We start from the raw sequence: 20,691 nt of genomic DNA on the forward strand, positions 1-20,691 counted from the left end.
AGCAATTTTTTGGCACGCAAGTTCAAAGAAACATCGTTTCTTGAATCTTGACAGTGCAAGTATTTGGCTTGGCCAGACACTTACACCTATCGGTTATTCGTTTTGTTAAAGAGCAGTGCCGTACCGCGTTTCGTTTGCGGCGTCAGCTGAGGAGGCGAACTATAGCGAACCCCTAAACCCGCGTCAACCGGTTTTTTGCGGAAAAACAGGGGTTTTGACAAAAACCACCAATAACCGGCTGATTTACAAACAATTACCTGATCAGACTATTTTGCAGAAAACCGCAAAACCGCCCTGCCAGCCGCCAAACCGTTACCCACACCGCCCGCCAAATATTCAAATACTGCCTTTTTACGCCGGATTTTTTTGATTACCCGATTATTGAAATATTCAGGCCATTCCGCTTTAGCCGACAGGTCTTGCGGCATCCTTCGCGAAGTAGCAATGAATGCCCTTGAGGGTAAAAAACTGTGGATAGTCTCTCTCGGCGATCTCCACGCCACTGCCCTGGCTCAGACCAATGATGAAGTTGAGAAAGTCCATAGAATCCAGATCCAGCGCCGCGCGCAGATCCTCGTTTTCGTCGACCCCGGCCAGGTCGGCCTCCGGGGCAATGCCGCCCAGCACACGAGCCACCAACGCCATCACTTCATCCCTGTTCATATCGCGCTCCTCCTGCTCTTGGCTCACAAGATATCCGGATGCTGCAGCGCCTCGTTGATCGCCGCCAACAGCTGCCCGCCCAGGTGGCCGTCAGTCACCCGGTGATCCGCGGCCAAGCTCACTGCCAGCACATCGCGCACCGCCAGCTGACCGTTAACCACCCATGGCCGTGGCTGCACGCGGCCAAAGCCGATAATCACCACCTGCGGCGGATAGATCACCCCCAGCACGCTTTCCGCACCGCGCTCGCCCAGGCTGGTAACGGTAATGGTCGGGTCGCCCAGTTCCGAGCTGCGCAGCCCCCCTGCCCGCGCCCGCTGCACCAGCTCGCGCATGGCCGTCATCAGCTGCGGCAGGCCCTGGCGATCCACATCATGAATGGCCGGTGCCACCAGTCCGCCCCCACGCAGGGCAATGGCCCAGCCGATGTGTATGCCCTTACCGGCCTGAAAGCCACCATCCAGATAAAAGCCGTTGAACTGCGGATAGGCCTGCAGCGCCCTGGCACAGGCCTTCAACAGCAGCACCGCTGGCAGCAGGCGCTGTTCGGGCGGCTGGCCGGCATTCCACGCGGCCAACCACTGCGTGGCGGCGGTGAAATCGATGCTGTCGGTCAGGTAGTAATGCGGTATCTCGCGCTTGGAGCGCCCCATGGCGGCGGCAATGGCCAGCCGCATCTGCGCCGGGTCGAAACCACAGTGCACCGTGCTGCCGGCGGAGGGTGGCGGGCTTGCCGGCAGCGGCCTGGCCGCCGCCTCGACATCTCGCAGGCCGATGGCGCCGCCTTCGCCGGAGCCGGCCCCCAGTGCGGCCACATCCACGCCAAGCTGCTGCGCCCGCAGCCGCGCCGCCGGGCTGATGCGCGTGCGGCCAAGGTTGGCCGCAATGCGCGGCGCCACCTCGGATGGCGTCACGACTGACACCGGCGTGGCAAGCACAGCCGGTGCGGCGCCTGGTGCTGGCATGATTGCCGTTTCGCCCGGCGGCCGCACCGTGGCCAGCACCGTGCCTACCGGCACTTCCTTGTCCACTGCAGCGAGGTTGTCGATGATGCCATCCAGGAATATCTCCACGTCGATGGCGCCCTTGTGGGTTTCCACCACGGCCACCACGTCGCCGGATTTGACACGATCGCCCGCCTTGACCAGCCACTGCACCAGCTTGCCGGTCTCCATGTCGGCGCCCAGCGAGGGCATCAGGAAATCCGCCATGCGCGCTACCCCGCTGGCCGCAACAGTGCGCGGGCAGCGGCCACGATGTCCGCCACCTGCGGCAGTGCCGCCGCTTCCATCTGTGCTGCGTAAGGCACCGGCACTTCGGCACTGCACACGCGCCGTACCGGTGCATCCAGCTCGTACAGCGCCTCGTCGGCGAGGCGAGCGGCGATTTCCGCCGAAATGGAACCGCTGCGCCAGCCTTCATCCACAATCAGGCAGCGGTGGGTGCGGCGCACCGATTCGATGATGGTGGCGCCGTCCAGTGGCCGCAGCACGCGCAGGTCGATTACATCGGCCTGGATGCCTTCGCCGGCCAGCTGCTCGGCGGCGGCCAGGCATTTGGGCAGGCTGTTGCCGTAGCTCACCAGGCTGATGTCGCTGCCGCTGCGCCGCACTTTGGCATGGGCGATGTCCACCGCCGTCACCGTGTCATCGAGCTCGCCTTCGGCGTTGTACAGCACGATGTGCTCGAAAATCAGAACCGGGTTGGGGTCGGCCAGCGCGGCGGCCAACATGTGGCGCGCATCCTCCACCGTGGCAGGCACCAGCACCTTCAGCCCCGGGATGTGGGCGTACCAGCCTTCCAGGCTGTGCGAGTGCTGCGCCGCCAGCTGGCGGCCGCCACCGGTAGCCATGCGGATCACCAGCGGCACGGCAAACTGGCCGCCGGACATGTGCGACAGGCTGGCCGCGTTGTTCATGATCTGGTCCAGCGCCAGCAGGCTGAAGTTACAGGTCATGATCTCGACAATCGGTCGCAGCCCGGCCAGTGCCGCGCCCACGCCGGCGCCGGCAATGCCGTTCTCGGCCAGCGGGGTGTCCCGGATGCGCTGCGGGCCGAACTCTTCCAGCAGGCCCTTGGTCACCGCATAGCAGCCACCGTAGCGACCAACATCCTCGCCCATGACAAAGCAGCGCGGGTCGGCCAGCAAGGCGGCGCGGATGGCCTGACGGCACGCTTCGCGATAGGTGATACGGCTCATGGCGCCTGCTCCTGTACCACGCTGTCCATCAGCACAAAGCGTGTCAGTTCGGCCAGCGGCTCTGGTGTACCAGCCTCGGCAAACGCCACCGCCGCATCGATTTCGGCGCGGATGTCGGCATCGATGCGGCCAACCTCTTCCGGACTGATCTGCTGGTTGGCCAGCAGCCACTGCTGCAGCCGGGCGATCGGGTCCTGCTGGCGCCACTGCTCTACCTCGTCCTTGCTGCGGTAAGCCTGGGTATCGAACATGGAGTGCGCGCGGTAGCGATAGGTGCGGCATTCCAGCAGCCAGGGGCCGTGCCCGGCGCGCAGTTCCGCTATCGCCAGACTGGCGGCAGCGGCCACCTGCACCGGGTCCATGCCATCCACCTGTGCGGCGGTCACTCGGTAGGCTTCGGCCTTGCGGTACACCTCGGGCTGGGCATCGGATTCGGCCAGTGGCACCCCCATGGCATACAGGTTGTTCTCGCACACGAACAAGAGCGGCAGCCGCCACAGCGCGGCCAGGTTCAGGCTTTCGTGAAACGCGCCCTCGGCCACTGCGCCCTCGCCAAAGAAGCACACCGTCACCGCCCCCGGGCGCAGCTGCTGGTCCGCCATGGCAATGCCGACCGCCAGCGGCAAGCCGCCGCCGACAATGGCGTTGCCACCATAGAAGCGCCGCGGCTGGTCGAAGATGTGCATGGAACCGCCACGGCCACGGCAACAGCCCTGCTGCTTGCCCAGCATCTCGGCCATCAGCGTGTCCATCGGCACGCCCTTGGCCAGCGCATGGCCATGCTCGCGATAGGTCGCCAGTACCGCATCTCCATCCCGCAGTGCCGAGGTAACGCCCACCGCCACCGCCTCCTGGCCGTCGTACAGGTGCAGGAAGCCACGGATCTGCTGCGCCTGGTACAGCTCGACGCAGCGGGCCTCGAAGTTGCGGATGCGCAGCATCTGCCGGTACAGCTGGTGCAGGCTGGCGCGATCCAGGTGCAGTTTGTCGCTCATCGGCCGGCCCTCATTTCTCGTCGCTTTCCAGGGTGGACAGATCCCCCTCCGGCAACCCCAGCTCGCGCGCCTTCAGCAGGCGGCGCATGATCTTGCCGCTGCGGGTCTTGGGCAGGTTGTTGCGGAATTCGATCTGCTTGGGAGCCACCGCCGCACCCAACCGCTTGCGGGCATGGCCCAGCAACTCGCTGCGCAGGGTCTCGTCGGCAACAAAGCCGGGCTTCAGTGCCACGAAGGCCTTCACCACCTCGCCCGCCATCGGGTCGGGAATGCCGATCACCCCGGCCTCGGCCACCGCCGGGTGCTCCAGCAGCGCGCTTTCCACTTCGAACGGGCCGATCAGGTGGCCGGAGGACTTGATCACGTCATCGGCACGGCCAACAAACCAGTAGTAGCCATCGGCATCGCGCCGCGCCAGGTCGCCGGTGAGATACCAGCCGTCGACAAAGCATTTGCGGTAGCGCTCATCCTCGTGCAGGTAGCCGCGCATCATCGACGGCCACGGCACTTTCAGCGCCAGCTCGCCATCGGTATCCGGCGTGTCGATCAGCCGCAGGCCGCTGCTGTCGCGCTGCACGATGGCGGCGGTAATGCCGGGCAGCGGCTTGCCCATGGAGCCGGGCTTGATGTCCATGGCGGCGTAGTTGGCGATCATGATGCCGCCGGTCTCGGTCTGCCACCAGTTGTCGTGGAACGGCAGGCCAAACGCCTGCTGCCCCCACAGCACCGCCTCCGGGTTCAGCGGTTCGCCCACGCTGGCCATGAAGCGCAGCGCCGACAGGTCGTAGCCCTGCAGCGCCTCGGCACCCAGTTTCATCATCATGCGGATGGCGGTGGGGGCGGTGTACCACACCGTGACATGCTCGCTGGCCAGTACGCCATACCAGCTCTGCGCGTCGAACTCCGCCTCCACCACCACATTGGTCACACCGCACACCAGCGGCGCAATGATGCCGTAGCTGGTGCCGGTTACCCAGCCGGGGTCGGCGGTGCACCAGTACACGTCGTCATCGTGCAGATCCAGCGCGTAGCGGCCGGTCACCGCGTGCGCCAGCACCGCCGCGTGCACATGCATGGCGCCCTTGGGTCTGCCGGTGGTACCGCTGGTGAAATGCAGCAGGCTGACGGTTTCCGGGTCGGTTGGGGCGATGGTGTATTCCGGGTTGGCCGCATCCAGCAGCGCCGCCCAGCTGTGCACGCTGGCATCGCCAGCCGGCGCCTCCCCCACCACGATCACATGCTGCAGGCCGGGCAGCCGCTGGCGCAGCCCCTGCACCTTGCGCTGGTACAACTCCGGCGTGGTAACCAGCACGCGCGCATCGCCCATCTCGGCACGGGTGGCAATCGGCTCCGGCCCGAATGCCGAAAACAGCGGCGTCACCACGCAGCGTGCCTTGAGCGCCCCCAGCAGTGCCACGTACAGCTGTGGCAGGCGGCCCAGCAGCAAAAACACACCCTCGCCCGGCTGCACCCCCAGGCTGTGCAACACATTGGCAAAGCGGTTGCTGGCCTGCGCCAGCTTGGCGTAGCTCAGCTCGCTGCGCTCGCCATTGCGCCCCAGCCAGCGCAAGGCGACCTTGTCGCCACGGCCATGTGCCAGGTGGCGATCCACTGCCTCGTAGGCGATATTCAGCCCGGCACCGCCCGGCAGCCCGTCCAGCAGCTTGGCCGCATCTTCCCAGCGGAACTGCGCGGCGGTCTGTGCGTAATCGGCCAGATTGGGATCTGGCCGCAGCGACGCGGGCTTGTGTATCAGGGCATGGTCCGGCGGCTGCGGCATGACACGTCTCCTGGCTGCTGGCGGCCCGTGAAGGGCAATCTGGCCGCTAGGTTCTTTATAAGGGGGCGTCATGCGGACCGCAATGCGCGCCAGCAGCGGGCGGACCGCTGTCGCCTTGCCCGCGCCGGAGGTGCTTGCTATACACAGGGCAGCCCGCATCGACCCCGCATCGACCAGGACGCTGCCGCGCTTGCGGCCAACCTTTTCGATGCGGCCGCGGGTGACAACTTACCGCGAGGTGACTCCGTCATGATTCCCGGTTTACGAACCTGCCTGTTCGACGAGGCGCAGCTGGCCGTGCTGCTCGACAACATGGCCGAGCGCTGCGCCAGCTTGCTACGCGGCCGGCAACGCGTGGCGGTGATCGGCATCCGCCGCCGCGGCGCGCCACTGGCCGACCGGCTCACCGAGCGATTGATCGCGACGCACGGCATGGCGCCGCCATTACGGCTGGATCTGCTGGTCAAGCGCTACGCCGACGACCTCACCCTGCTGCACCCGGAAACGCAGCTCACCGAACAGGCGCAGCACGCGACGCTGGATCTCTCCGGCTACACCCTGCTGCTGGTGGACGACGTGCTCTACACCGGCCACTCCATCCTGAAGGTGCTGAACTATCTGGTGCAGAAACAGCCGGCCGCCATCCGCGTCGCCGTGCTGGCGGAGCGGGCCGGCCGCTGCCTGCCGCTGGCTGCCGACGTGGTCGGCACCCGGCTGGAGATCGCGCCCACGGACATCATCGAGTGCCATGTGCCGCCGTTCGAGAGCGACTTCCGCATTGAGCTGCTGCAGCCGGCACGCGCCACAAGAGCGGACGAGCAGGATCATGTTTGAAGACCGCATTGACGCCGCGCGCCAGCTGGCCGCGCGGCTGCACGCCTACCGGGGCCAGCACCCGCTGCTGCTGGCCATCCCGCGCGGCGCGGTACCGATGGCCCGGCTGCTTGCCGACGAGCTGGACGGAGAGCTTGATGTCGTGCTGGTGCGCAAGCTGCGCTCGCCGCGGCACGCGGAAACCGCCATCGGCGCCGTCGACGAAAGTGGCTGGCGCTATGTGGCACCGTACGCGGCGGCAATGGGTGCGGACCAGGACTATATCGAGCAAGAAACCCAGACCCAGCTGGCGGCCATCCGTGCGCGGCGGCAGAGCTACACCCCGATCCGAGCGCCGCTGGATCCCGCCGGCCGGGTGGTGATCGTGGTCGACGACGGCCTGGCGACCGGCGCCACCATGCTGGCGGCGCTGCATGCGCTGCGCCACCACAAACCGGCCCGGCTGGTCTGCGCCGTGCCAGTGGCCTCCCCCGACGCGCTGGAACTGGTCCGCCCGCAGGCCGACGATGTGGTCTGCCTGCACGCGCCATACTACTTCCAGGCCGTCGGCCAGTTCTACCGCCACTTCCCGCAGGTGGAGGACGAGGAAGTGCTGGCCCTGCTCGGCGGCTGAGACCCCGCGCTACAGCCCGGCCAGCACCTCGTCCAGCGTGCCCAGCAGCAAGTCGGCGTTGGCGCGCGAGAACGGCAGCTGCGGCCGCACCTTGAGGATGTTGCCGGCCGAGCCGGTGGCGCTGAGCAGGATGCGGCGCTGGCGCAGCGCGTTGACGATGCGGCCGGTCTCCGCCGTGGCCGCCGTCTTGCGCTGCCGGTCGCTCACCAGCTCCACCCCCAGGAAGAAACCGGCGCCGCGCACATCGCCGATCAACTCATGCCTTGCGGCCAACCTTTCGAAGCCGGCCTTGAGATAGGCGCCGGTGTCGTGCGCATTCTGCTGCAGGCCTTCGTCGCGGATGATGTCCAGCACCGCCATGCCGGCGGCACACGACACCGGGTTGCCGCCGAAGGTATTGAAATAGCGCACCTGGCGGCCGAAGGCGTCGATGATCTCCGGCCGTGCCGCCAATCCGGCCAGCGGGTGGCCGTTGCCCATCGGCTTGCCCATGGTAACGATGTCCGGGGTGACGCCGTGGCGCTGAAAACCCCAGAACTGGCTGCCGCTACGGGCAAAACCGGCCTGCACTTCGTCGGCGATAAACAGCCCGCCGGCGGCACGGATCGCTTCCACCGCACCGGCGAGAAAACCCGCCGGCTCGGCAAACACGCCATCGCTGGTAAACAGCGTATCCACCAGCAACGCCGCCGGCCGGATGCCGTGCCGCTGCAGGTCGGCAATGGCCTGCTCCACGTGGCGGGTAAAGCGTGCGCCCACATCCTCGTCCGGGTGACGATAGGCATCGGGCGCCGGCACGGTGCGCACATGCACGCCCAGCGGCACGTTGTGACCGAAGGCCGGCGAGCACGCCGCCACGCTGCTGGTGACGCCGTGATAGGCATGGCTGCTGACGATCACACCTTGCCCGCCGCTGTAGTTGGTCGCCAGCCGCAGCGCCAGATCGTTGGCCTCGCTGCCGGTGCAGGTGAACATCGCCTGGCTCACCGCCGCCGGCAGCGTCGCCAGCAGCCGTTCGGCGTAATCGAGGATGCTGTCGTTGAGATAGCGGGTGTGGGTGTTCAGCGTCGCCGCCTGGCGGGCGATGGCGTCCACCACCCGCGGGTGGCTGTGCCCGACCGAGGCAACGTTGTTGTAGACGTCGAGATAGGCGTTGCCGTCCGGGTCGTACAGCCATACGCCCTCGCCGCGCACTACGTGCAGCGGCTGCTCGTAGAACAGCCGGTAGGCCTGGCCCAGCACCTGCTGCCGGCGCTGGATCAGCGCCTGCTCGCGCGCCGGCAGCGCGGCGACGGTGCCCGGATCGAAGGCATTGGCCATGCGTTGGTCCTTGCTCATGCTTGTCCTTTCATGCCGCACACCTGCAGCAAAAATGCCTGCGCCTGCTCGCGGCCGACGGCTTGCAGCCGTTGCAGCCCGTCCCAGCTCAGGCCGTTGTTGCGCAGGATGTAGGTCTGGTTTTCCGGATAGCGCGCGGCGCGCCAGCCGGTGATGGTCACCGTCATGCACAAGCGGGTGAGGATCAGCTCGTACAGCAGCAGTATTTCTTCGCGCCGCAGCGGATTGGTCTGATGGTAGCCGGCGATCAGCTCGGCGGCGCTATCCAGCGGATTGGCATTGCCGGACAGCTGGTAGGAACAGGCCACCGCCAGCTCGCATATCAGCGGCGCCTGCACCATGTCTCCGAAGTCGATCAGCCCGCAGGTGGTGATCTGGTCCTGCGCATCCACCAGCACGTTGTAGGGGTTGAGATCGTTGTGGATCACCTGCCGGCGCAGGCCGGCCAGCGCCGGCTGGATCTCGCGCTGGAAATGCGCGACGAACGCCGCCAGTGTGTCGGTTTGCGGCCCCGGCGGCAGCTCGGCCAGCAGCGGCTGCAGCCGCTCGCTGTGCTGGATGTCCCACAGCAGCGCGTGGTCGGCGGACGGGTGGTGGAAGTCGCTGAGCGCCAGGTCCAGCCGCGCCAGCGTCTGTCCCAGATGGCGGCGCTGGGCGGCGCTGCGCGTGATCTGGTGCAAGGGTTGGCCGTCCAGATAGCTGAGCAGGCGCAGCACCCGCTGCGTGCCATCTGCCAGCGTAATCGCCGCATACGGCTCGCCATCCAGCCGCGGGATCACGCGCGGGATCGGCAGCGCCGGGTCGCGGCTGGCGGCATGCAGCAGCGCGCGGGTCTGGAAATCGGTGACGCCGCGCGCCTCGGCCGGGTGCGTCAGCTTCAGCACGTACTGCCGGCCGTCGTCGCCGCGGATGTGGAAGTTCTGGTCGCGCTCGCTGTTCAGCACGCTGGCGCTGCCGCGCAGGCCGTAGTGCTGCCACAGCAGCGCGCTGGCGGCATCCTCCGAGGTGGCGCTGCCCATGGTGGAAAACAGCTGGTCGATACTGTCAGACATGCTGACCTCCGTTGATGTGGATTTCCGAGCCGTTGATATAGGAAGAACGGTTGGAGCACAGAAAGTAGATCGCCTCCGCCACCTCGTGCGGCGTGCCCAGCCGCTGCATCGGCACGTCATGTTCGACGATTTTGGCGGTGTCCGGCGACAGGATGGCGGTGTCGATCTCGCCGGGGGCGATGGCATTGGCGCGGATGCCGTGCGGCGCGAATTCGTGCGCCAGCTCGCGGGTCAGCGCCGCCAGCCCGGCCTTGGACGCGGCGTAGGCGACGCCGGCAAACGGGTGCACGCGCGAACCGGCGATGGAGGTGACGTTGACGATGCTGCCCTGCCCTTTTTTCAGCTCCGGAAACAGCCCCCGCGCCAGCAGCGCGGTGGACACCAGATTGACGTTCAGCACCCGGCCCCAGGTATCCATATCGCTGTCCAGAATGCCCAGCCGCGCGCCATTCGGCCCCTTGGGCGAGATGCCGGCGTTGTTCACCAGCGCGTGCAGCTCGCCATCCGGCAGCCGGCTGCGCACCTCGGCCACCAGCGCATCGAGGCAGGACAGGTCGGCCAGATCGGCCTGCACATGGCTGGCGCGCGCCGACGGCCAGCGGCAGTCCTCGGAAAACGGCTGCCGCGACACGGTGAAGATGTGCCAGTTGTGTTCCTGGAACAGCTTGACGGTGGCGTGCCCGATGCCGCGGCTGGCCCCCGTCAACAGCATGTAACGCTTTTTATCCGGCATGGCAGACTCCTGGTTGATTGGGCGCTGGCCCCGGCACATCGCGGGCTTATCCCGGTCGCGCGGCGCTGGTCAATTTATCGTGGCAGCACGGCACACAAATTATGATGCATCATATTTGTTGTATTTTTTGATTGCAAGCATGTCTCCGTCCATTCCGGCGCATTTGCCTTTCCCCATCCTCGGCGCGACCGCAGCTGGCCGGCCAGCCATGCGGCCAACCTTGCTTGTGTACGCAAGCGATCATTTTTGCTTATTTGATGCATCATATATGCAGGCGCCGATGCTAGAATCTGGCCACTCAATCTTGCGGCACGCCCCACCATGACCGACGCGCTGGACACGCTGGAACACGACAACTTGGGCAGCACCGTCTACCACCTGCTGTGCAATGCCCTGATCCAGGGCAAGCTGAAGCCCGGCGAGCGGCTGAAAATCCGCGAGCTGGCGGCGCGGCTGGGCACCAGCGTCACTCCGGTACGCGATGCCATCCTGCGGCTGGTGCAGGAACAGGCGCTGGCGATGAAGTCGGCGCGCGACATCCGCGTGCCGCACATGACGGTGGCGCGCTATCTGGAGATCCGCGCCATCCGCATCAAGCTGGAAGGGTTGGCCGCAGAAATGGCGGCGCAGAATGCAAGCGCCGAACAGATCGCGCTGCTGGAAGAGCTGGTGCGGCAGAACGAACAGGCGATTGCCGACGGTGATACCGCCCGCGGCTGCGACCTGAACCAGCGCTTCCACTTCGCGCTGGTCGACATCGCCGGCATGCCCTTCCTGCAGGGCATCCTGTACCGCATCTGGCTGCAGATGGGACCACTGATCGCCGATGTTTATGGCGCCGGCGGCGACGACATGCTCGATTTCCACTACCCGGTGCTGGCCGCCATCCGCGCCCACGACGGCCCGGCCGCCGCCCGCGCCATCAGCGACGACATCCTGTGCGGCGGGCAGGTGATCCTGCAGCACCTGCAAGCCGCGGAGCTGACCGCGTCCGCACGCCAAACCAGCGCCGCTGGCGGCGAAGACTAGGCCTTGGGCTTGCGCAGCACCCAGCTGGCGATGCTGCCGATCAGCACGCCCCAGAACGCGGCGCCGAGTCCGGCGTAGCTCATGCCGGAGGCGGTCGCGAGGAAGGTGATCATGGCGGCTTCGCGCTGCTCCTCGTCCTGCAGCACCGCCAGCAGATTGGTCGTAATCGCCCCGATCAGCGCCAGCCCGGCCAGTATGGCGACCAGCGCCTTGGACAGTGCCGCGAACAGCAGCACGATCGCCCCCGAAAACAAGCCACCCAGCAGATAGAACACGCCATTGGCGATCCCCGCCACATAGCGCTTGTCCGGATCCTCGTGCGCGTCCTTGCCGGTGCACAGCGCCGCCGTGATCGCCGCCACCACGATGGTCACCCCGCCAAAACAGGCGACCAGCAGCGAGGCCACGCTGGTGACCAGCAGGATAGGTCGTGCCGGAATGGCATAGCCGGCACCGCGCAGAATGGCCATGCCCGGCAGGAACTGCCCGGTAAGGCTGACGATGACCAGCGGGATGGCCAGGCTCAGCGTCGCCGCGATGCTCCACTGCGGCGCAATGAACTGCGGCCGCGTCAGACTGAAGCTCGCGCCGCCGTCATGCAGCGTGCCGGTCGTCAGCGACAGCAGCACGCCGACCAGCAACACCAGCACGACGCAGTAGCGCGGCAACAGGCGGCGGAACAGCAAGTAGGCCAGCACCATGCTGCCCCCGAGGAGCGGCGCCGCTGTCGCCGAGCTGAACGCCTTCGCCCCGAACTGGAACAGGATACCGGCCATCATCCCCGCCGCGATGCCGCGGGGAATCCGCTCCATGATGCGGTCGAAGTAGCCGGAACAGCCGATCAAAAAGAGGATCAGCGCCGCGGTGATGTAGGCGCCCACCACCTGCGGCAGCGGCAGCGCCGGAAACAGCGTCACCAGCAGCGCGGTGCCGGGGGCCGACCAGGCCGTGATCACCGGCACCCGGCTGCGCCAGCTCAGGAAGATGCCGGACAGCGCGGCGCCGATCGAAATCGCCCACACCCACGACGCCACCATCGCGTGGCTGAAGTGCCCGACTTCAGCGGCGTGAAAAAAGATCACCAGCGGCCCGGCGTAGGAGGCTTTGTTGCGTAAATCAACGAATGGCCGAGCTACCCCAATCCCCAGACGGACTTATCCCATGCGTACCGTTTGCGGCGTGCCCAGTGCTGTGAAGCGATTCAGAATCGCTGCACAGATTTGAAGCTCCGCCACCTGCCGGTCAAAGTCCCGTGACTTAACCCGGTCTGCCAGCAATTTGAAACAGTGCATCTTCGTTTCGACCAGACTGCGGCGATGGTAGCCACTCCACTTTTTCCAGAGCGTCCGCCCCAGATACTTCACTGAGCGTAGCGACTCATTGCGAGCCTGATTGCCCAGTGAATTTCCTTTCCAGAATTGGCCGTTTCGACGCGGAGGAATGATGGCAGCCGCCCCGCGCTCCGCAATCGCTGCGTGACATAGGCGAGTGTCGTACGCCCCATCCGTGGTTACCGTCACCAGTCCCTCTGCCGCCGGAATTTGCGATAGCAGCTCTGGCAGCATCGTGGCATCGCCGGTGCGATTGTCGGTCACTTCCATTGCCCGGATTTCCAGCGTTTGCGCATCAATTCCCAGGTGCAGCTTGCGCCATTGGCGGCGGTAGTCAGCGCCATGCTTTTTCACCTTCCACTCGCCTTCACCCATCATCTTGATGCCGGTGCTATCCACCAAGAGATGCAGACAACCCTGCTTCTTCTGTACCGGGATGCGCACCTGCAGGTCTTTCTGCCGGCGGGAAAGCGTACTGAAGTCGGGAACGGCCCAGGCAAGTCCAGCCAGGCGCAACATGCTTTCGACCATGCCTGTGGCTTGCCGTAGCGCCAGGCCAAAGAGGCATTTGATGGTGAGGCAGAACTGAATGGCGGCGTCGGAGAAAGTTGGCTGCCGTCCCCGTTTGCCAGTAGCAGGTGCCTGCCAGTGCATGTCTTTGTCGAGCCAGAGGAGGAGTTGCCCTCGTTGCTTGAGAGACTGGTTGTAGGACTGCCAGTTGATGGTTTGGTACTTGGGAGGGAGGGGCTTGCTCATGCGGCCATTCTACCGGGTGTGAGCAAGTCCCGATTAATGCAACAAAGCCCTGGCGCGAACACTTCCACTCGGCCCGCATCGGCGAGTCGGTGACGCTGTTTTCCGACGCGATGCAGGCACGGCTGGCGCAGCTTGGCAACCAGTTCCTCGCCCACAGCGGCGACCCGGTGGCCGCCCAGCAGCAGGCGCTGACCGCCCTCGACCACCTGGTACGGCGCGAAGCCTACGTCATGGCCTACAACGACAGCTTCTTCATTCTGGGCTGCGTGCTGTTGGGTGCGATTGCCGTGATGTGGCTGGCCGACCGGGTCGTGGCCGGCGGCAAATAGGCCCCGGCACAACGAATCACTAGAGAATGACCATGTTGAAAAAAACCCTGAGCTGTACCGCGCTGGCCGCCTTGCTGGCCGGCTGTGCCCATGTCTCGCTCCCCGCGCCACAGCATGACGAGGTGCTGCCCGCCAGCTACAAGCACGCGACGGCGCAATCGCAGAACGATGTCCCGCGCCAGTGGTGGCAGCTGTACCATGACGACACCCTGAACCGGCTGGTGGACGCCACGCTGCGCGACAACCCCTACACCCGGGTGGCCCACCTGCGCATGATCGCCGCCGAGGCGCAGAAACAGCAGGCCAATGCCAACCGCCTGCCGCAACTGGGCGCCGCCGCCGGCTTCAGCAACGCGCGCACCTCCACCAATACCGCGCTGGGCGAGATCCTCGGCTACCGCACCATCAGCGGCGACAAGTACACCCTGGGCTTCGACGCGGCCTGGCAGCTCGATGTCTGGAACCGCGTCGGCTACGCGGTGGCCGCCGCCGATGCCGGCATCGAGGCCGAACGCGCCTACGCGCGCATGGTGGAACAAACGCTCAGCTGGGAGGTGGCGATCACCTATTGGCAGTACCGGCTGGCCGAAGCGGAGCTGGCGCTGTTTAGACGCATTCGCCAGCAGCGGGCCGAGGCCGAAAGCGTGCTCGCCGGCCGCCACGCGGCTGGGCTGATCAGCGAGCTGGACCTGGCGCGCGCGCGCCTCGCGCTGCGCAACGCCGATGTCGACATCGAAGGCGCGAAGGAACGCATGAGCCATGCCGAGCATGAACTCGCGACCCTGGCCGTCAAGCCGGTGGCGCAGTTCAGCGTGCCGCAGCAGGCCGCCTACCGCTTGCCGGAGATCCCCGCCATCAGCCCCGGCCTGCCGGCCGCCATCCTGCAGCGGCGCCCGGACCTAGCCCAGTCGGCACAGAACATCCGCGCCCTGCTGGCGCAGAAGGAAATCGCCGACAGCGCGTTCTATCCGTCCATCAGCCTGACCGGCAACTTCGGCTTCGCCTCGCTGGACCTGCGCAACCTGACCAATGGCGACTCGCGCCAGTTCTCGCTGGGGCCGGTGGCCATTTCGCTGCCCATCCTCGATGGCGGCCGCATCCGCGCCAGCCAGACAGTGGCCGACGCGCGCTACCAGGAGGCGGTCAACGTGCACAAGGTGCAGCTGCTGATCGCACTGCGCGAGGTGGACGACGCGCTGAGCGAGGTGGAAGCATCCCGCAACCAGGATGCGCTGCTGCAGGCGGCGCTGCTCTCCGCCCGACGCGTGGCGCTGCTGGCGAAGGCGCGCTACGACAAGGGCGCGGTGAACTATCTGGAAGTGGCCGAGGCCGAGCGCGAGCTGTCGAACGCCGAGCTCAATGTGCGCAGCAATCACCTGAAGGGGCTGCTGGCCTCGACCCAGCTGATCTACGCACTGGGCGGCGGCTGGCAGGACACGACGCCGGCTGCCGCCGGCTAAGCGTTGCGGCCAACCTTCGTCCGCCCCCCACATCATCCATTACCAACGGTTAACCACATGTTCTATCAGAAAAACCTGCCGCTTCGGGAGCGGGTCCTGCGCGTGCTGGCAGGCAGTATCGCGATTGCCATCACCCTGTCGCTGTCGCTGAGCGGCTGGCTGAGCGCGCTGCTCATCGCCAGCGCCGGTGCCTTCCTGTTCTTCGGCTTCATCGGCTTCTGCCCGATGTGCGCGCTGGCCGGCAGAAAACCGGTCGCCCAGAAGTAAGCCCCGCCATCCGGCAGACACGCCCTCATCCCTATTAGCGAGCAACTCACCATGATTCAAAGCATCGACACCATCATCATCGGCGCAGGCCAAGGCGGCCTCGCCACCAGTTACTACCTGAAACAGCAGGGCCGCGAACACCTGATTCTGGAAAAATCCGACCAGGCCGGCAGTGCCTGGCGCGACGGGCGCTGGGATTCGTTCACCCTGGTGACCCCGAACTGGGCCTTCCGCCTGCCCGGCGCCGAATACAGCGGCGAGCAGCCGGCCGGCTTTCTCAAGCGCGACGAAGTGGTCGCCATTTTCGCCGGCTACGCCGAAAAATTCGGCCTGCCGCTGCGCACCAACACGCGGGTCACCGCCGTCGAGGCCGGCGCGGACGGCGGCTTCCTGGTGCGCACCGCGGACACCACCTACCAGGCGCGCCATGTGGTGATGGCCACTGGCCTGTTCCAGACGCCGCGCCTGCCGGCCTTTGCCGCGCGCACGCCGGCCGACATCCTGCAACTGAACTCGGACAACTACCGCAACCCGTCGCAGCTGCCTCCAGGTGGCGTGCTGGTGGTCGGCAGCTCGCAATCCGGCTGCCAGATCGCCCAGGAGCTGCACCAGAGCGGTCATCCGGTCTACCTGTGCACCAGCGGCGCGGGACGCATTCCGCGCACCTATCGCGGCCGCGACATCTTCGCCTGGGCGGCGCAGATGGGCTTTTCCGACCGCACCGTCGACCAGCTGCCCAGCCCCAAGGCCAAGTTTGCCGCCAACCCGCACATGGCCGGCAAGAGCGACGGCGGCAGCCTGAACCTGCACCAGTTCGCCCGCGACGGCATCCAGCTGCTGGGCCGCCTGCAGGACGTGCAGGACGGCAAGCTGCAGCTGGCCGGCGACCTGCACGACAACCTGGCCAAGGCCGACAAATTCGAGGCCGACATGCTGCAGGGCATCGATGCCTTCATCGCCCAGAACGGCATCGAGGCGCCGGCCGAGACGCTGCCGCAATCTCAGGACGGCTATGCCCGGGAAATCGTGCGCGAGCTGGATCTGGCAGCCAGCGGCATCCGCACCATCATCTGGACCATCGGTTACCGCTTCGATTTCAGCATGGTGAAATTCCCGGTCTTCGACGAGGACGGTTACCCGATCCAGCAGCGTGGCGAGACGGCGCAGCCGGGCCTGTTCTTCGTTGGCCTGCCGTGGCTGCACAAGCAGAAATCCGGGCTCTTGGCCGGTGTGGCCGAAGACGCGGCCCATATTGCCAGCCGCATCGCAGCCGGGGCGGCCTGCCCCGCGTGAGCGCTGCGGCCAACCTTGCATCATGCCGCGCGGCGGATGGGCGCTAGCCTCGTCAGCCAGCGCCTGGAACAACTGCGCCCGGGCAGCTTGGCGCAGCTGTTCGCCGCGCCGGAAGCCGCCCGCCTGCCGGCATGGCCGGGCACCATGCTGCGCCAGCTGTCGCTGCCACGGCTGGCGGCGCTCGTGCACGAGCTGCCGCTGGCGGGCGTCGTGCCGAACTGTGCGCAGGCCGTGCGCAGCCGCCAGCTGGCTCACCTGGCCGGACGCCTGTGCGCCGAGGCGGCACTTGAGGCGCTGGGTGGCAACCGCCATGCGGTCGGACAGGACAGCGGGGGCGCGCCACGCTGGCCGGCAGGCATGCTCGGCTCGATCACGCACGACGCCCACGGCGCCCTGGCGCTGGTGGCACACCGCCACGACTACCGCTGGCTGGGTATCGACGTGGAGCCGGTGCTGGACGAGCCCGGCTGTGCGGCCGTCTGCGAGGTGTGCCTGACCGCCGCCGAGCGCACACAGCTGGCGGCATCGCGCGACGCGGCGGCAGAGACCACGCTCCGCTTTTCAGCCAAGGAGGCCTATTACAAGGCCGTCTTCCCGCAGCTGGGCTGCGATCTCGACTTTCTTGACGTGGAACTTGCCCCGATGCCAGCAGGCAGCACCCGGTTTCGCGTGCTGCCGCTTGGCCGCGCGGCATTGCAGGCAAAGCTGCCACCGCTGGAAGGCCACTTCGCCATCGACAACGGCCGGGTCTTTTGCGGCATCGCCTGCTAGCGCAACCACCCCACCGGGTTGTTGAATGCCGGGCGCCGGCCGAGCGGTGGGGTACGATCGCGGCCACCGGCAAGTTGGAGGCTCGGCAGGCTCTCCACACCCTGCTCACGGCACGACAGTCAGGCGCCCAGCAAGAAAGGCGTCGCAGCGGAGGGGGTGAATCTACCCCTGCCTTGGTGCAGAGTGCGGATTACGGCATGGCCGTTATCGGAAAAGAAGCCGTGATAGCGCGGCTCGCCTTGTTCAGGTGGACCGAACAGGCGCCGGCCATTCTGGCAATGAGGGGATCGAGACTCCGGGCAATCGTGGATCGATCTCTCTGGATTTGCGCTGAAATGATGGCTGTCACCATGGACGGAGACAGCCATCAAGCATGAAAGCGGAACCCGATGCCGAAACCATGAGTATTGGTGTCAGCCAGGCTCTGCTGTGCTGAAATAGCTTACGCCGGTACGGCAATCACCACGCTGGATGCCTTGAAAATGGCCGAGGCGGTTTTACCTGCAGCCAACTCCAGGCTATTGCAGCTGTCATTGGTCACGATGGCCGCGACACTGCCACCGCCTGCCAGATCAATCACAACCTCCGTGTTAACGGCACCGGGTTGCACCCGGGTAATCACACCGCTCAACTTGTTGCGGGCGGAGAAGCGTGCGCCTTCCTCGTCGGTCACCACGATAATGGAGGAGGACTTGATCAGCGCAAAAGCCTCCGCGCCCGGTTTCAGCCCCAGGCTCTCGGTGCTTTCATGTGTCACGATGGCAACGATGCTCTGACCGCTGGCGGTTTGAAGCTCGATCTCGTCATTCACCGCCCCCACCTTGACCGCCGTGACCTTGCCGAGGAATTGATTGCGTGCACTGGTTTTCATTGCCATTCTCCTGATCAACAAGTAGTCGTCGGCCAGGGCTTCTGCCTGCTGCGCCAACTGACTGACAAAATTCTGATGCTCGCGCTGGATAGACTGGAAGTTCGCGACCAGCTGCACCCCGCGCTGTGTCAGCCGGGTCCCGCCTCCGCCCTTGCCGCCCGTTAGCCTTTCCACCAGTGGCTCGCCAGCCAGGTTGTTCATCGTGTCGATGGCGTCCCAGGCGGTCTTGTAGCTCATCCGTGCCGCCTTGGCGGCTTGCGTGATGGAGCCGCACTCGGCAATCTTGGCGAGCAGGGTAATCCGGTCGGCACCGCCGAAATTCTGACCATCCACGGTCAGCCATAGCGAGCCCTGCAACTGGATTGGCTTGTCTGTCGCGTCCATACCTTCGCCTCTGCGCGTGGTCAATTCGGAAAGCATATCAGGAATTGGTCACAGTGCCGGCAGCCCGGAGGGCGTAGTGCAACCACACCTTTCGACTTACCCAGCTCGGAAAACAGGAAACGTTTCCACTTCAGGTTGGCCGCATTTGCTTGATACAAGGGCAAGAAACAGCTGGCCAGCAACTCGTCCACCTCCTCCCGGCAAGCAAGCCCCATGTCTTGCCACAAGTGGCGACTGCCAAAGCTCGCCGCAGCGATGACACGCGCCAGCCACTCCCCGAGCCGGCCATGGGTGGACGCGGAGCGCCGGACGCAGAGCATGTTGACCAGATCCGTAAAATCATCCGGAGTGCTCTTCAGAAAATGGGCGTACTGCGTCTCCGTCAGCGGTTCAAGACCGCTCGCCAGCTCGGGGAAGATCTCGCCAAGCATGTCAAGCAGCTGCGCCTGGGGCAGCCCCAGCGTCCAGGTGAACAGTGGCAGATTGCCGTCCTGTGCGCCGCGCAACACGGCCGCCAGGCTGCGCCGCAAGAGGTGGGCGACGCGATCCGCCGGCACGGTGCCCTCACCTAGCGAATGGAAGTGTCCTTGCATGAAGTGGCCTCATTGGCTTTGTGGTGACAAGACGCCCGTATCTGCTTATCCGGCTCGCTGTCACGCAGCTCGACGACATGGTCACCAAAGGTTTGTACGTCCTGCGGATCATGGGTAATCAGCACCATCGGGATTTGCAGCAGCTGCTGCAAGTCGCTCAGTTCCCGACGCATGGTGTTGCGCAGCGAGGGGTCGAGTGCCGCGAATGGCTCATCCAGCAGCAACGCCTGCGGCTCGGCGACGATGGCCCTGGCCAGGGCGACACGTTGCCGCTGTCCGCCGGACAGATCATCCGGCAACTGGTGCGCCATCGCCTCCAGGCCGAAGGCGCGAATCCAGTACTCCACCTGCTCGTGCCGCTCCCGCGCCCGCGGATTGAACCAGCGGTGACTCAGGCCGAATGCAATGTTCTGACGCACGTTGAGGTGGGGAAAGAGCGCATAGTCCTGGAACAGATAGCCAACCCGGCGCGCTTGCGGCGCCAGGTCCACCCCGGCTCGGGAGTCGAAAACCGTGTGGCCATTGAGCCGGATATGGCCGCGCTCCGGCGTGAGCAGGCCGGCAATCGCCTTCAAGGTCAGGCTCTTCCCGGCGCCGGACGGCCCATAGATCACGTTGCGCTGGCTGCTGGACTGTAGCTGCACGTCCAGCGTGAAACTGCGTTTGCCAGCACGCAAGGTCTTGTAGATATCGATATCAAGCTGCATTCCCTGCCTCACTCAACGCCGCACAATGCGCCCGGGCGCCAGATAGCCCGCCGTCAACAGTACCGCGACGCATACGGCGGAGATGATGTACACCAGCATGTTGGCCAGATCGTCCTGCCCGGCCTGCACCGCTTCGTAGACGGCGACGGACAGGGTCTGCGTCTTGCCGGGAATACTGCCGGCCACCATGAGCGTGGCGCCGAACTCGCCCAGCGCCCTGGCGAAGGCGAGCAGTACCCCGGCCAGGATGCCACGCCACGCCAGTGGCAGGGTCACCCGGAAAAAGACGGCAATATTGCTGATCCCCAGTACCCTGGCGGCTTGCTCCAGCTGACCATCCACGGACTCGAAAGCCGCCCGCGCCGGCTTGAACACCAGGGGAAAGGCAACCGTGGAGGCCGCGATGACCGCGCCCTGCCAAGTGAAGATCAGGTTAACGCCGAACACATCGAACAGCCATGCGCCAAAAGGGCTGCGACGCCCCAGCAGGACCAGCAGGTAGTAGCCCAGCACGGTGGGCGGCAGCACCATGGGCAGGGTCAGCAGCGTGTCCAGCACATTACGCCCCGGGAATCTGCCCCTGGCCAGCACAAACCCTGCCGCCACCCCGAGAACGGTGGTGATGGCCGTGGCCAGCCCGGCCACTTTCAACGACAAGGCCAAGGCGACCCATACCGATTCCATCTGCAGGC

Annotated in this window: 22 protein-coding genes; 8 read left to right on the forward strand and 14 right to left on the reverse strand. The window is 65.8% G+C overall.

Annotation, left to right across the window (positions count from 1 at the left end; genetic code table 11):
- Positions 1-405: 405 nt before the first annotated feature.
- From PQU96_RS15320 to acsA, 5 genes are read right to left on the reverse strand one after another with little or no spacing between them, the layout of a single operon-like run.
- Complete coding sequence (locus PQU96_RS15320) at positions 406-690, reverse strand: acyl carrier protein (RefSeq protein ID WP_272773273.1); 285 nt, start codon at positions 688-690, stop codon at positions 406-408.
- Positions 687-1,874 (reverse strand): dihydrolipoamide acetyltransferase family protein, encoded by a 1,188-nt coding sequence (locus tag PQU96_RS15325; protein WP_272773274.1) that lies wholly within the window; start codon positions 1,872-1,874, stop codon positions 687-689. The genes PQU96_RS15320 and PQU96_RS15325 overlap by 4 nt, the downstream gene beginning before the upstream one ends.
- A 5-nt stretch (positions 1,875-1,879) precedes the next feature.
- Positions 1,880-2,863: an alpha-ketoacid dehydrogenase subunit beta gene (locus PQU96_RS15330; RefSeq protein ID WP_272773275.1), complete on the reverse strand. Its 984-nt coding sequence runs from the start codon at positions 2,861-2,863 to the stop codon at positions 1,880-1,882.
- Positions 2,860-3,858 (reverse strand): pyruvate dehydrogenase (acetyl-transferring) E1 component subunit alpha, encoded by a 999-nt coding sequence (pdhA, locus tag PQU96_RS15335; RefSeq protein WP_272773276.1) that lies wholly within the window; start codon positions 3,856-3,858, stop codon positions 2,860-2,862. Before pdhA ends, PQU96_RS15330 begins: the two co-directional genes overlap by 4 nt.
- A gap of 10 nt (positions 3,859-3,868) precedes the next feature.
- A complete protein-coding gene (acsA, locus tag PQU96_RS15340; protein WP_272773277.1) occupies positions 3,869-5,638 on the reverse strand; it encodes an acetate--CoA ligase in 1,770 nt (589 codons plus the stop codon).
- Between the two features lie 249 nt (positions 5,639-5,887).
- Here acsA and PQU96_RS15345 point away from each other — a divergent pair, with 249 nt between their 5' ends.
- Together PQU96_RS15345 and PQU96_RS15350 are read left to right on the forward strand one after the other, a co-directional pair.
- Positions 5,888-6,472, forward strand: a complete 585-nt coding sequence (locus PQU96_RS15345; protein ID WP_272773278.1) for a phosphoribosyltransferase family protein — start codon at positions 5,888-5,890, stop codon at positions 6,470-6,472.
- Entirely contained in the window at positions 6,465-7,085 is a 621-nt protein-coding gene (locus PQU96_RS15350; RefSeq protein WP_272773279.1) for a phosphoribosyltransferase, read from the forward strand. Before PQU96_RS15345 ends, PQU96_RS15350 begins: the two co-directional genes overlap by 8 nt.
- A 9-nt stretch (positions 7,086-7,094) precedes the next feature.
- On the opposite strand, the gene PQU96_RS15355 is transcribed toward PQU96_RS15350, so the two are convergent.
- From PQU96_RS15355 to PQU96_RS15365, 3 genes are read right to left on the reverse strand one after another with little or no spacing between them, the layout of a single operon-like run.
- Positions 7,095-8,423, reverse strand: coding sequence for an aspartate aminotransferase family protein (locus tag PQU96_RS15355; RefSeq protein WP_272773280.1), 1,329 nt, complete (start codon positions 8,421-8,423; stop codon positions 7,095-7,097).
- A complete protein-coding gene (locus PQU96_RS15360) occupies positions 8,420-9,475 on the reverse strand; it encodes a phosphotransferase (protein WP_272773281.1) in 1,056 nt (351 codons plus the stop codon). The genes PQU96_RS15355 and PQU96_RS15360 overlap by 4 nt, the downstream gene beginning before the upstream one ends.
- On the reverse strand, positions 9,468-10,208 hold the full coding sequence (locus PQU96_RS15365) for an SDR family NAD(P)-dependent oxidoreductase (protein WP_272773282.1): 741 nt from the start codon (positions 10,206-10,208) through the stop codon (positions 9,468-9,470). The genes PQU96_RS15360 and PQU96_RS15365 overlap by 8 nt, the downstream gene beginning before the upstream one ends.
- A 321-nt stretch (positions 10,209-10,529) precedes the next feature.
- On the opposite strand from PQU96_RS15365, the gene PQU96_RS15370 reads away from it, so the two are divergent.
- Entirely contained in the window at positions 10,530-11,237 is a 708-nt protein-coding gene (locus PQU96_RS15370) for a GntR family transcriptional regulator (RefSeq protein WP_272773283.1), read from the forward strand.
- Here the strand turns inward: PQU96_RS15370 and PQU96_RS15375 are convergent.
- Together PQU96_RS15375 and PQU96_RS15380 are read right to left on the reverse strand one after the other, a co-directional pair.
- Positions 11,234-12,385 (reverse strand): benzoate/H(+) symporter BenE family transporter, encoded by a 1,152-nt coding sequence (locus PQU96_RS15375; protein WP_308446631.1) that lies wholly within the window; start codon positions 12,383-12,385, stop codon positions 11,234-11,236. The two genes, PQU96_RS15370 and PQU96_RS15375, sit on opposite strands and share 4 nt — an antisense overlap.
- 6 nt (positions 12,386-12,391) lie before the next feature.
- Positions 12,392-13,324: an IS5 family transposase gene (locus tag PQU96_RS15380; RefSeq protein WP_272773284.1), complete on the reverse strand. Its 933-nt coding sequence runs from the start codon at positions 13,322-13,324 to the stop codon at positions 12,392-12,394.
- An 89-nt stretch (positions 13,325-13,413) separates the two neighbouring features.
- Here PQU96_RS15380 and PQU96_RS15385 point away from each other — a divergent pair, with 89 nt between their 5' ends.
- From PQU96_RS15385 to PQU96_RS15405, 5 genes are read left to right on the forward strand one after another with little or no spacing between them, the layout of a single operon-like run.
- The gene (locus PQU96_RS15385; protein WP_272773285.1) at positions 13,414-13,653 is read left to right on the forward strand and encodes a hypothetical protein; all 240 of its coding nucleotides are present in this window, start codon (positions 13,414-13,416) and stop codon (positions 13,651-13,653) included.
- 32 nt (positions 13,654-13,685) lie between these two features.
- Positions 13,686-15,113 (forward strand): efflux transporter outer membrane subunit, encoded by a 1,428-nt coding sequence (locus tag PQU96_RS15390; RefSeq protein ID WP_272773286.1) that lies wholly within the window; start codon positions 13,686-13,688, stop codon positions 15,111-15,113.
- A 57-nt stretch (positions 15,114-15,170) separates the two neighbouring features.
- Positions 15,171-15,380: a YgaP family membrane protein gene (locus PQU96_RS15395; RefSeq protein WP_272773287.1), complete on the forward strand. Its 210-nt coding sequence runs from the start codon at positions 15,171-15,173 to the stop codon at positions 15,378-15,380.
- A gap of 51 nt (positions 15,381-15,431) precedes the next feature.
- Positions 15,432-16,673, forward strand: coding sequence for an NAD(P)-binding domain-containing protein (locus PQU96_RS15400; RefSeq protein ID WP_272773288.1), 1,242 nt, complete (start codon positions 15,432-15,434; stop codon positions 16,671-16,673).
- A gap of 36 nt (positions 16,674-16,709) precedes the next feature.
- The gene (locus PQU96_RS15405) at positions 16,710-17,444 is read left to right on the forward strand and encodes a 4'-phosphopantetheinyl transferase family protein (protein ID WP_272773289.1); all 735 of its coding nucleotides are present in this window, start codon (positions 16,710-16,712) and stop codon (positions 17,442-17,444) included.
- 442 nt (positions 17,445-17,886) lie between these two features.
- Here the strand turns inward: PQU96_RS15405 and PQU96_RS15410 are convergent, their stop codons facing one another.
- Genes PQU96_RS15410 through modB form a run of 4 tightly spaced genes read right to left on the reverse strand, consistent with a single transcriptional unit; the run spans position 17,887 to position 20,683 of the window.
- Entirely contained in the window at positions 17,887-18,699 is an 813-nt protein-coding gene (locus tag PQU96_RS15410; RefSeq protein ID WP_272773290.1) for a TOBE domain-containing protein, read from the reverse strand.
- Positions 18,700-18,719: 20 nt separating this feature from the next.
- Positions 18,720-19,292 (reverse strand): nitrogen fixation protein NifQ, encoded by a 573-nt coding sequence (locus PQU96_RS15415; RefSeq protein WP_272773291.1) that lies wholly within the window; start codon positions 19,290-19,292, stop codon positions 18,720-18,722.
- Positions 19,268-19,999, reverse strand: coding sequence for an ABC transporter ATP-binding protein (locus PQU96_RS15420; protein ID WP_272773292.1), 732 nt, complete (start codon positions 19,997-19,999; stop codon positions 19,268-19,270). The genes PQU96_RS15415 and PQU96_RS15420 overlap by 25 nt, the downstream gene beginning before the upstream one ends.
- A gap of 12 nt (positions 20,000-20,011) precedes the next feature.
- Positions 20,012-20,683, reverse strand: coding sequence for a molybdate ABC transporter permease subunit (gene modB, locus PQU96_RS15425; RefSeq protein ID WP_272773293.1), 672 nt, complete (start codon positions 20,681-20,683; stop codon positions 20,012-20,014).
- Positions 20,684-20,691 lie beyond the last annotated feature (8 nt).

This window comes from Vogesella margarita, from assembly GCF_028548475.1.
In the GTDB taxonomy this organism is placed as follows: domain Bacteria; phylum Pseudomonadota; class Gammaproteobacteria; order Burkholderiales; family Chromobacteriaceae; genus Vogesella; species Vogesella margarita.

Excerpts from the sequence above, each read along its gene's own strand:
- PQU96_RS15325 (WP_272773274.1), bottom strand. The coding sequence starts at position 1,874 with ATGGCGGATTTCCTGATGCCCTCGCTGGGCGCCGACATGGAGACCGGC.
- PQU96_RS15330 (WP_272773275.1), bottom strand. The coding sequence starts at position 2,863 with ATGAGCCGTATCACCTATCGCGAAGCGTGCCGTCAGGCCATCCGCGCC.
- pdhA (WP_272773276.1), bottom strand. The coding sequence starts at position 3,858 with ATGAGCGACAAACTGCACCTGGATCGCGCCAGCCTGCACCAGCTGTAC.
- acsA (WP_272773277.1), bottom strand. The coding sequence starts at position 5,638 with ATGCCGCAGCCGCCGGACCATGCCCTGATACACAAGCCCGCGTCGCTG.
- PQU96_RS15345 (WP_272773278.1), top strand. The coding sequence starts at position 5,888 with ATGATTCCCGGTTTACGAACCTGCCTGTTCGACGAGGCGCAGCTGGCC.
- PQU96_RS15350 (WP_272773279.1), top strand. The coding sequence starts at position 6,465 with ATGTTTGAAGACCGCATTGACGCCGCGCGCCAGCTGGCCGCGCGGCTG.
- PQU96_RS15355 (WP_272773280.1), bottom strand. The coding sequence starts at position 8,423 with ATGAGCAAGGACCAACGCATGGCCAATGCCTTCGATCCGGGCACCGTC.
- PQU96_RS15360 (WP_272773281.1), bottom strand. The coding sequence starts at position 9,475 with ATGTCTGACAGTATCGACCAGCTGTTTTCCACCATGGGCAGCGCCACC.
- PQU96_RS15365 (WP_272773282.1), bottom strand. The coding sequence starts at position 10,208 with ATGCCGGATAAAAAGCGTTACATGCTGTTGACGGGGGCCAGCCGCGGC.
- PQU96_RS15370 (WP_272773283.1), top strand. The coding sequence starts at position 10,530 with ATGACCGACGCGCTGGACACGCTGGAACACGACAACTTGGGCAGCACC.
- PQU96_RS15380 (WP_272773284.1), bottom strand. The coding sequence starts at position 13,324 with ATGAGCAAGCCCCTCCCTCCCAAGTACCAAACCATCAACTGGCAGTCC.
- PQU96_RS15390 (WP_272773286.1), top strand. The coding sequence starts at position 13,686 with ATGTTGAAAAAAACCCTGAGCTGTACCGCGCTGGCCGCCTTGCTGGCC.
- PQU96_RS15395 (WP_272773287.1), top strand. The coding sequence starts at position 15,171 with ATGTTCTATCAGAAAAACCTGCCGCTTCGGGAGCGGGTCCTGCGCGTG.
- PQU96_RS15400 (WP_272773288.1), top strand. The coding sequence starts at position 15,432 with ATGATTCAAAGCATCGACACCATCATCATCGGCGCAGGCCAAGGCGGC.
- PQU96_RS15405 (WP_272773289.1), top strand. The coding sequence starts at position 16,710 with ATGGGCGCTAGCCTCGTCAGCCAGCGCCTGGAACAACTGCGCCCGGGC.
- PQU96_RS15410 (WP_272773290.1), bottom strand. The coding sequence starts at position 18,699 with ATGGACGCGACAGACAAGCCAATCCAGTTGCAGGGCTCGCTATGGCTG.
- PQU96_RS15415 (WP_272773291.1), bottom strand. The coding sequence starts at position 19,292 with ATGCAAGGACACTTCCATTCGCTAGGTGAGGGCACCGTGCCGGCGGAT.
- PQU96_RS15420 (WP_272773292.1), bottom strand. The coding sequence starts at position 19,999 with ATGCAGCTTGATATCGATATCTACAAGACCTTGCGTGCTGGCAAACGC.
- modB (WP_272773293.1), bottom strand. The coding sequence starts at position 20,683 with ATGGAATCGGTATGGGTCGCCTTGGCCTTGTCGTTGAAAGTGGCCGGG.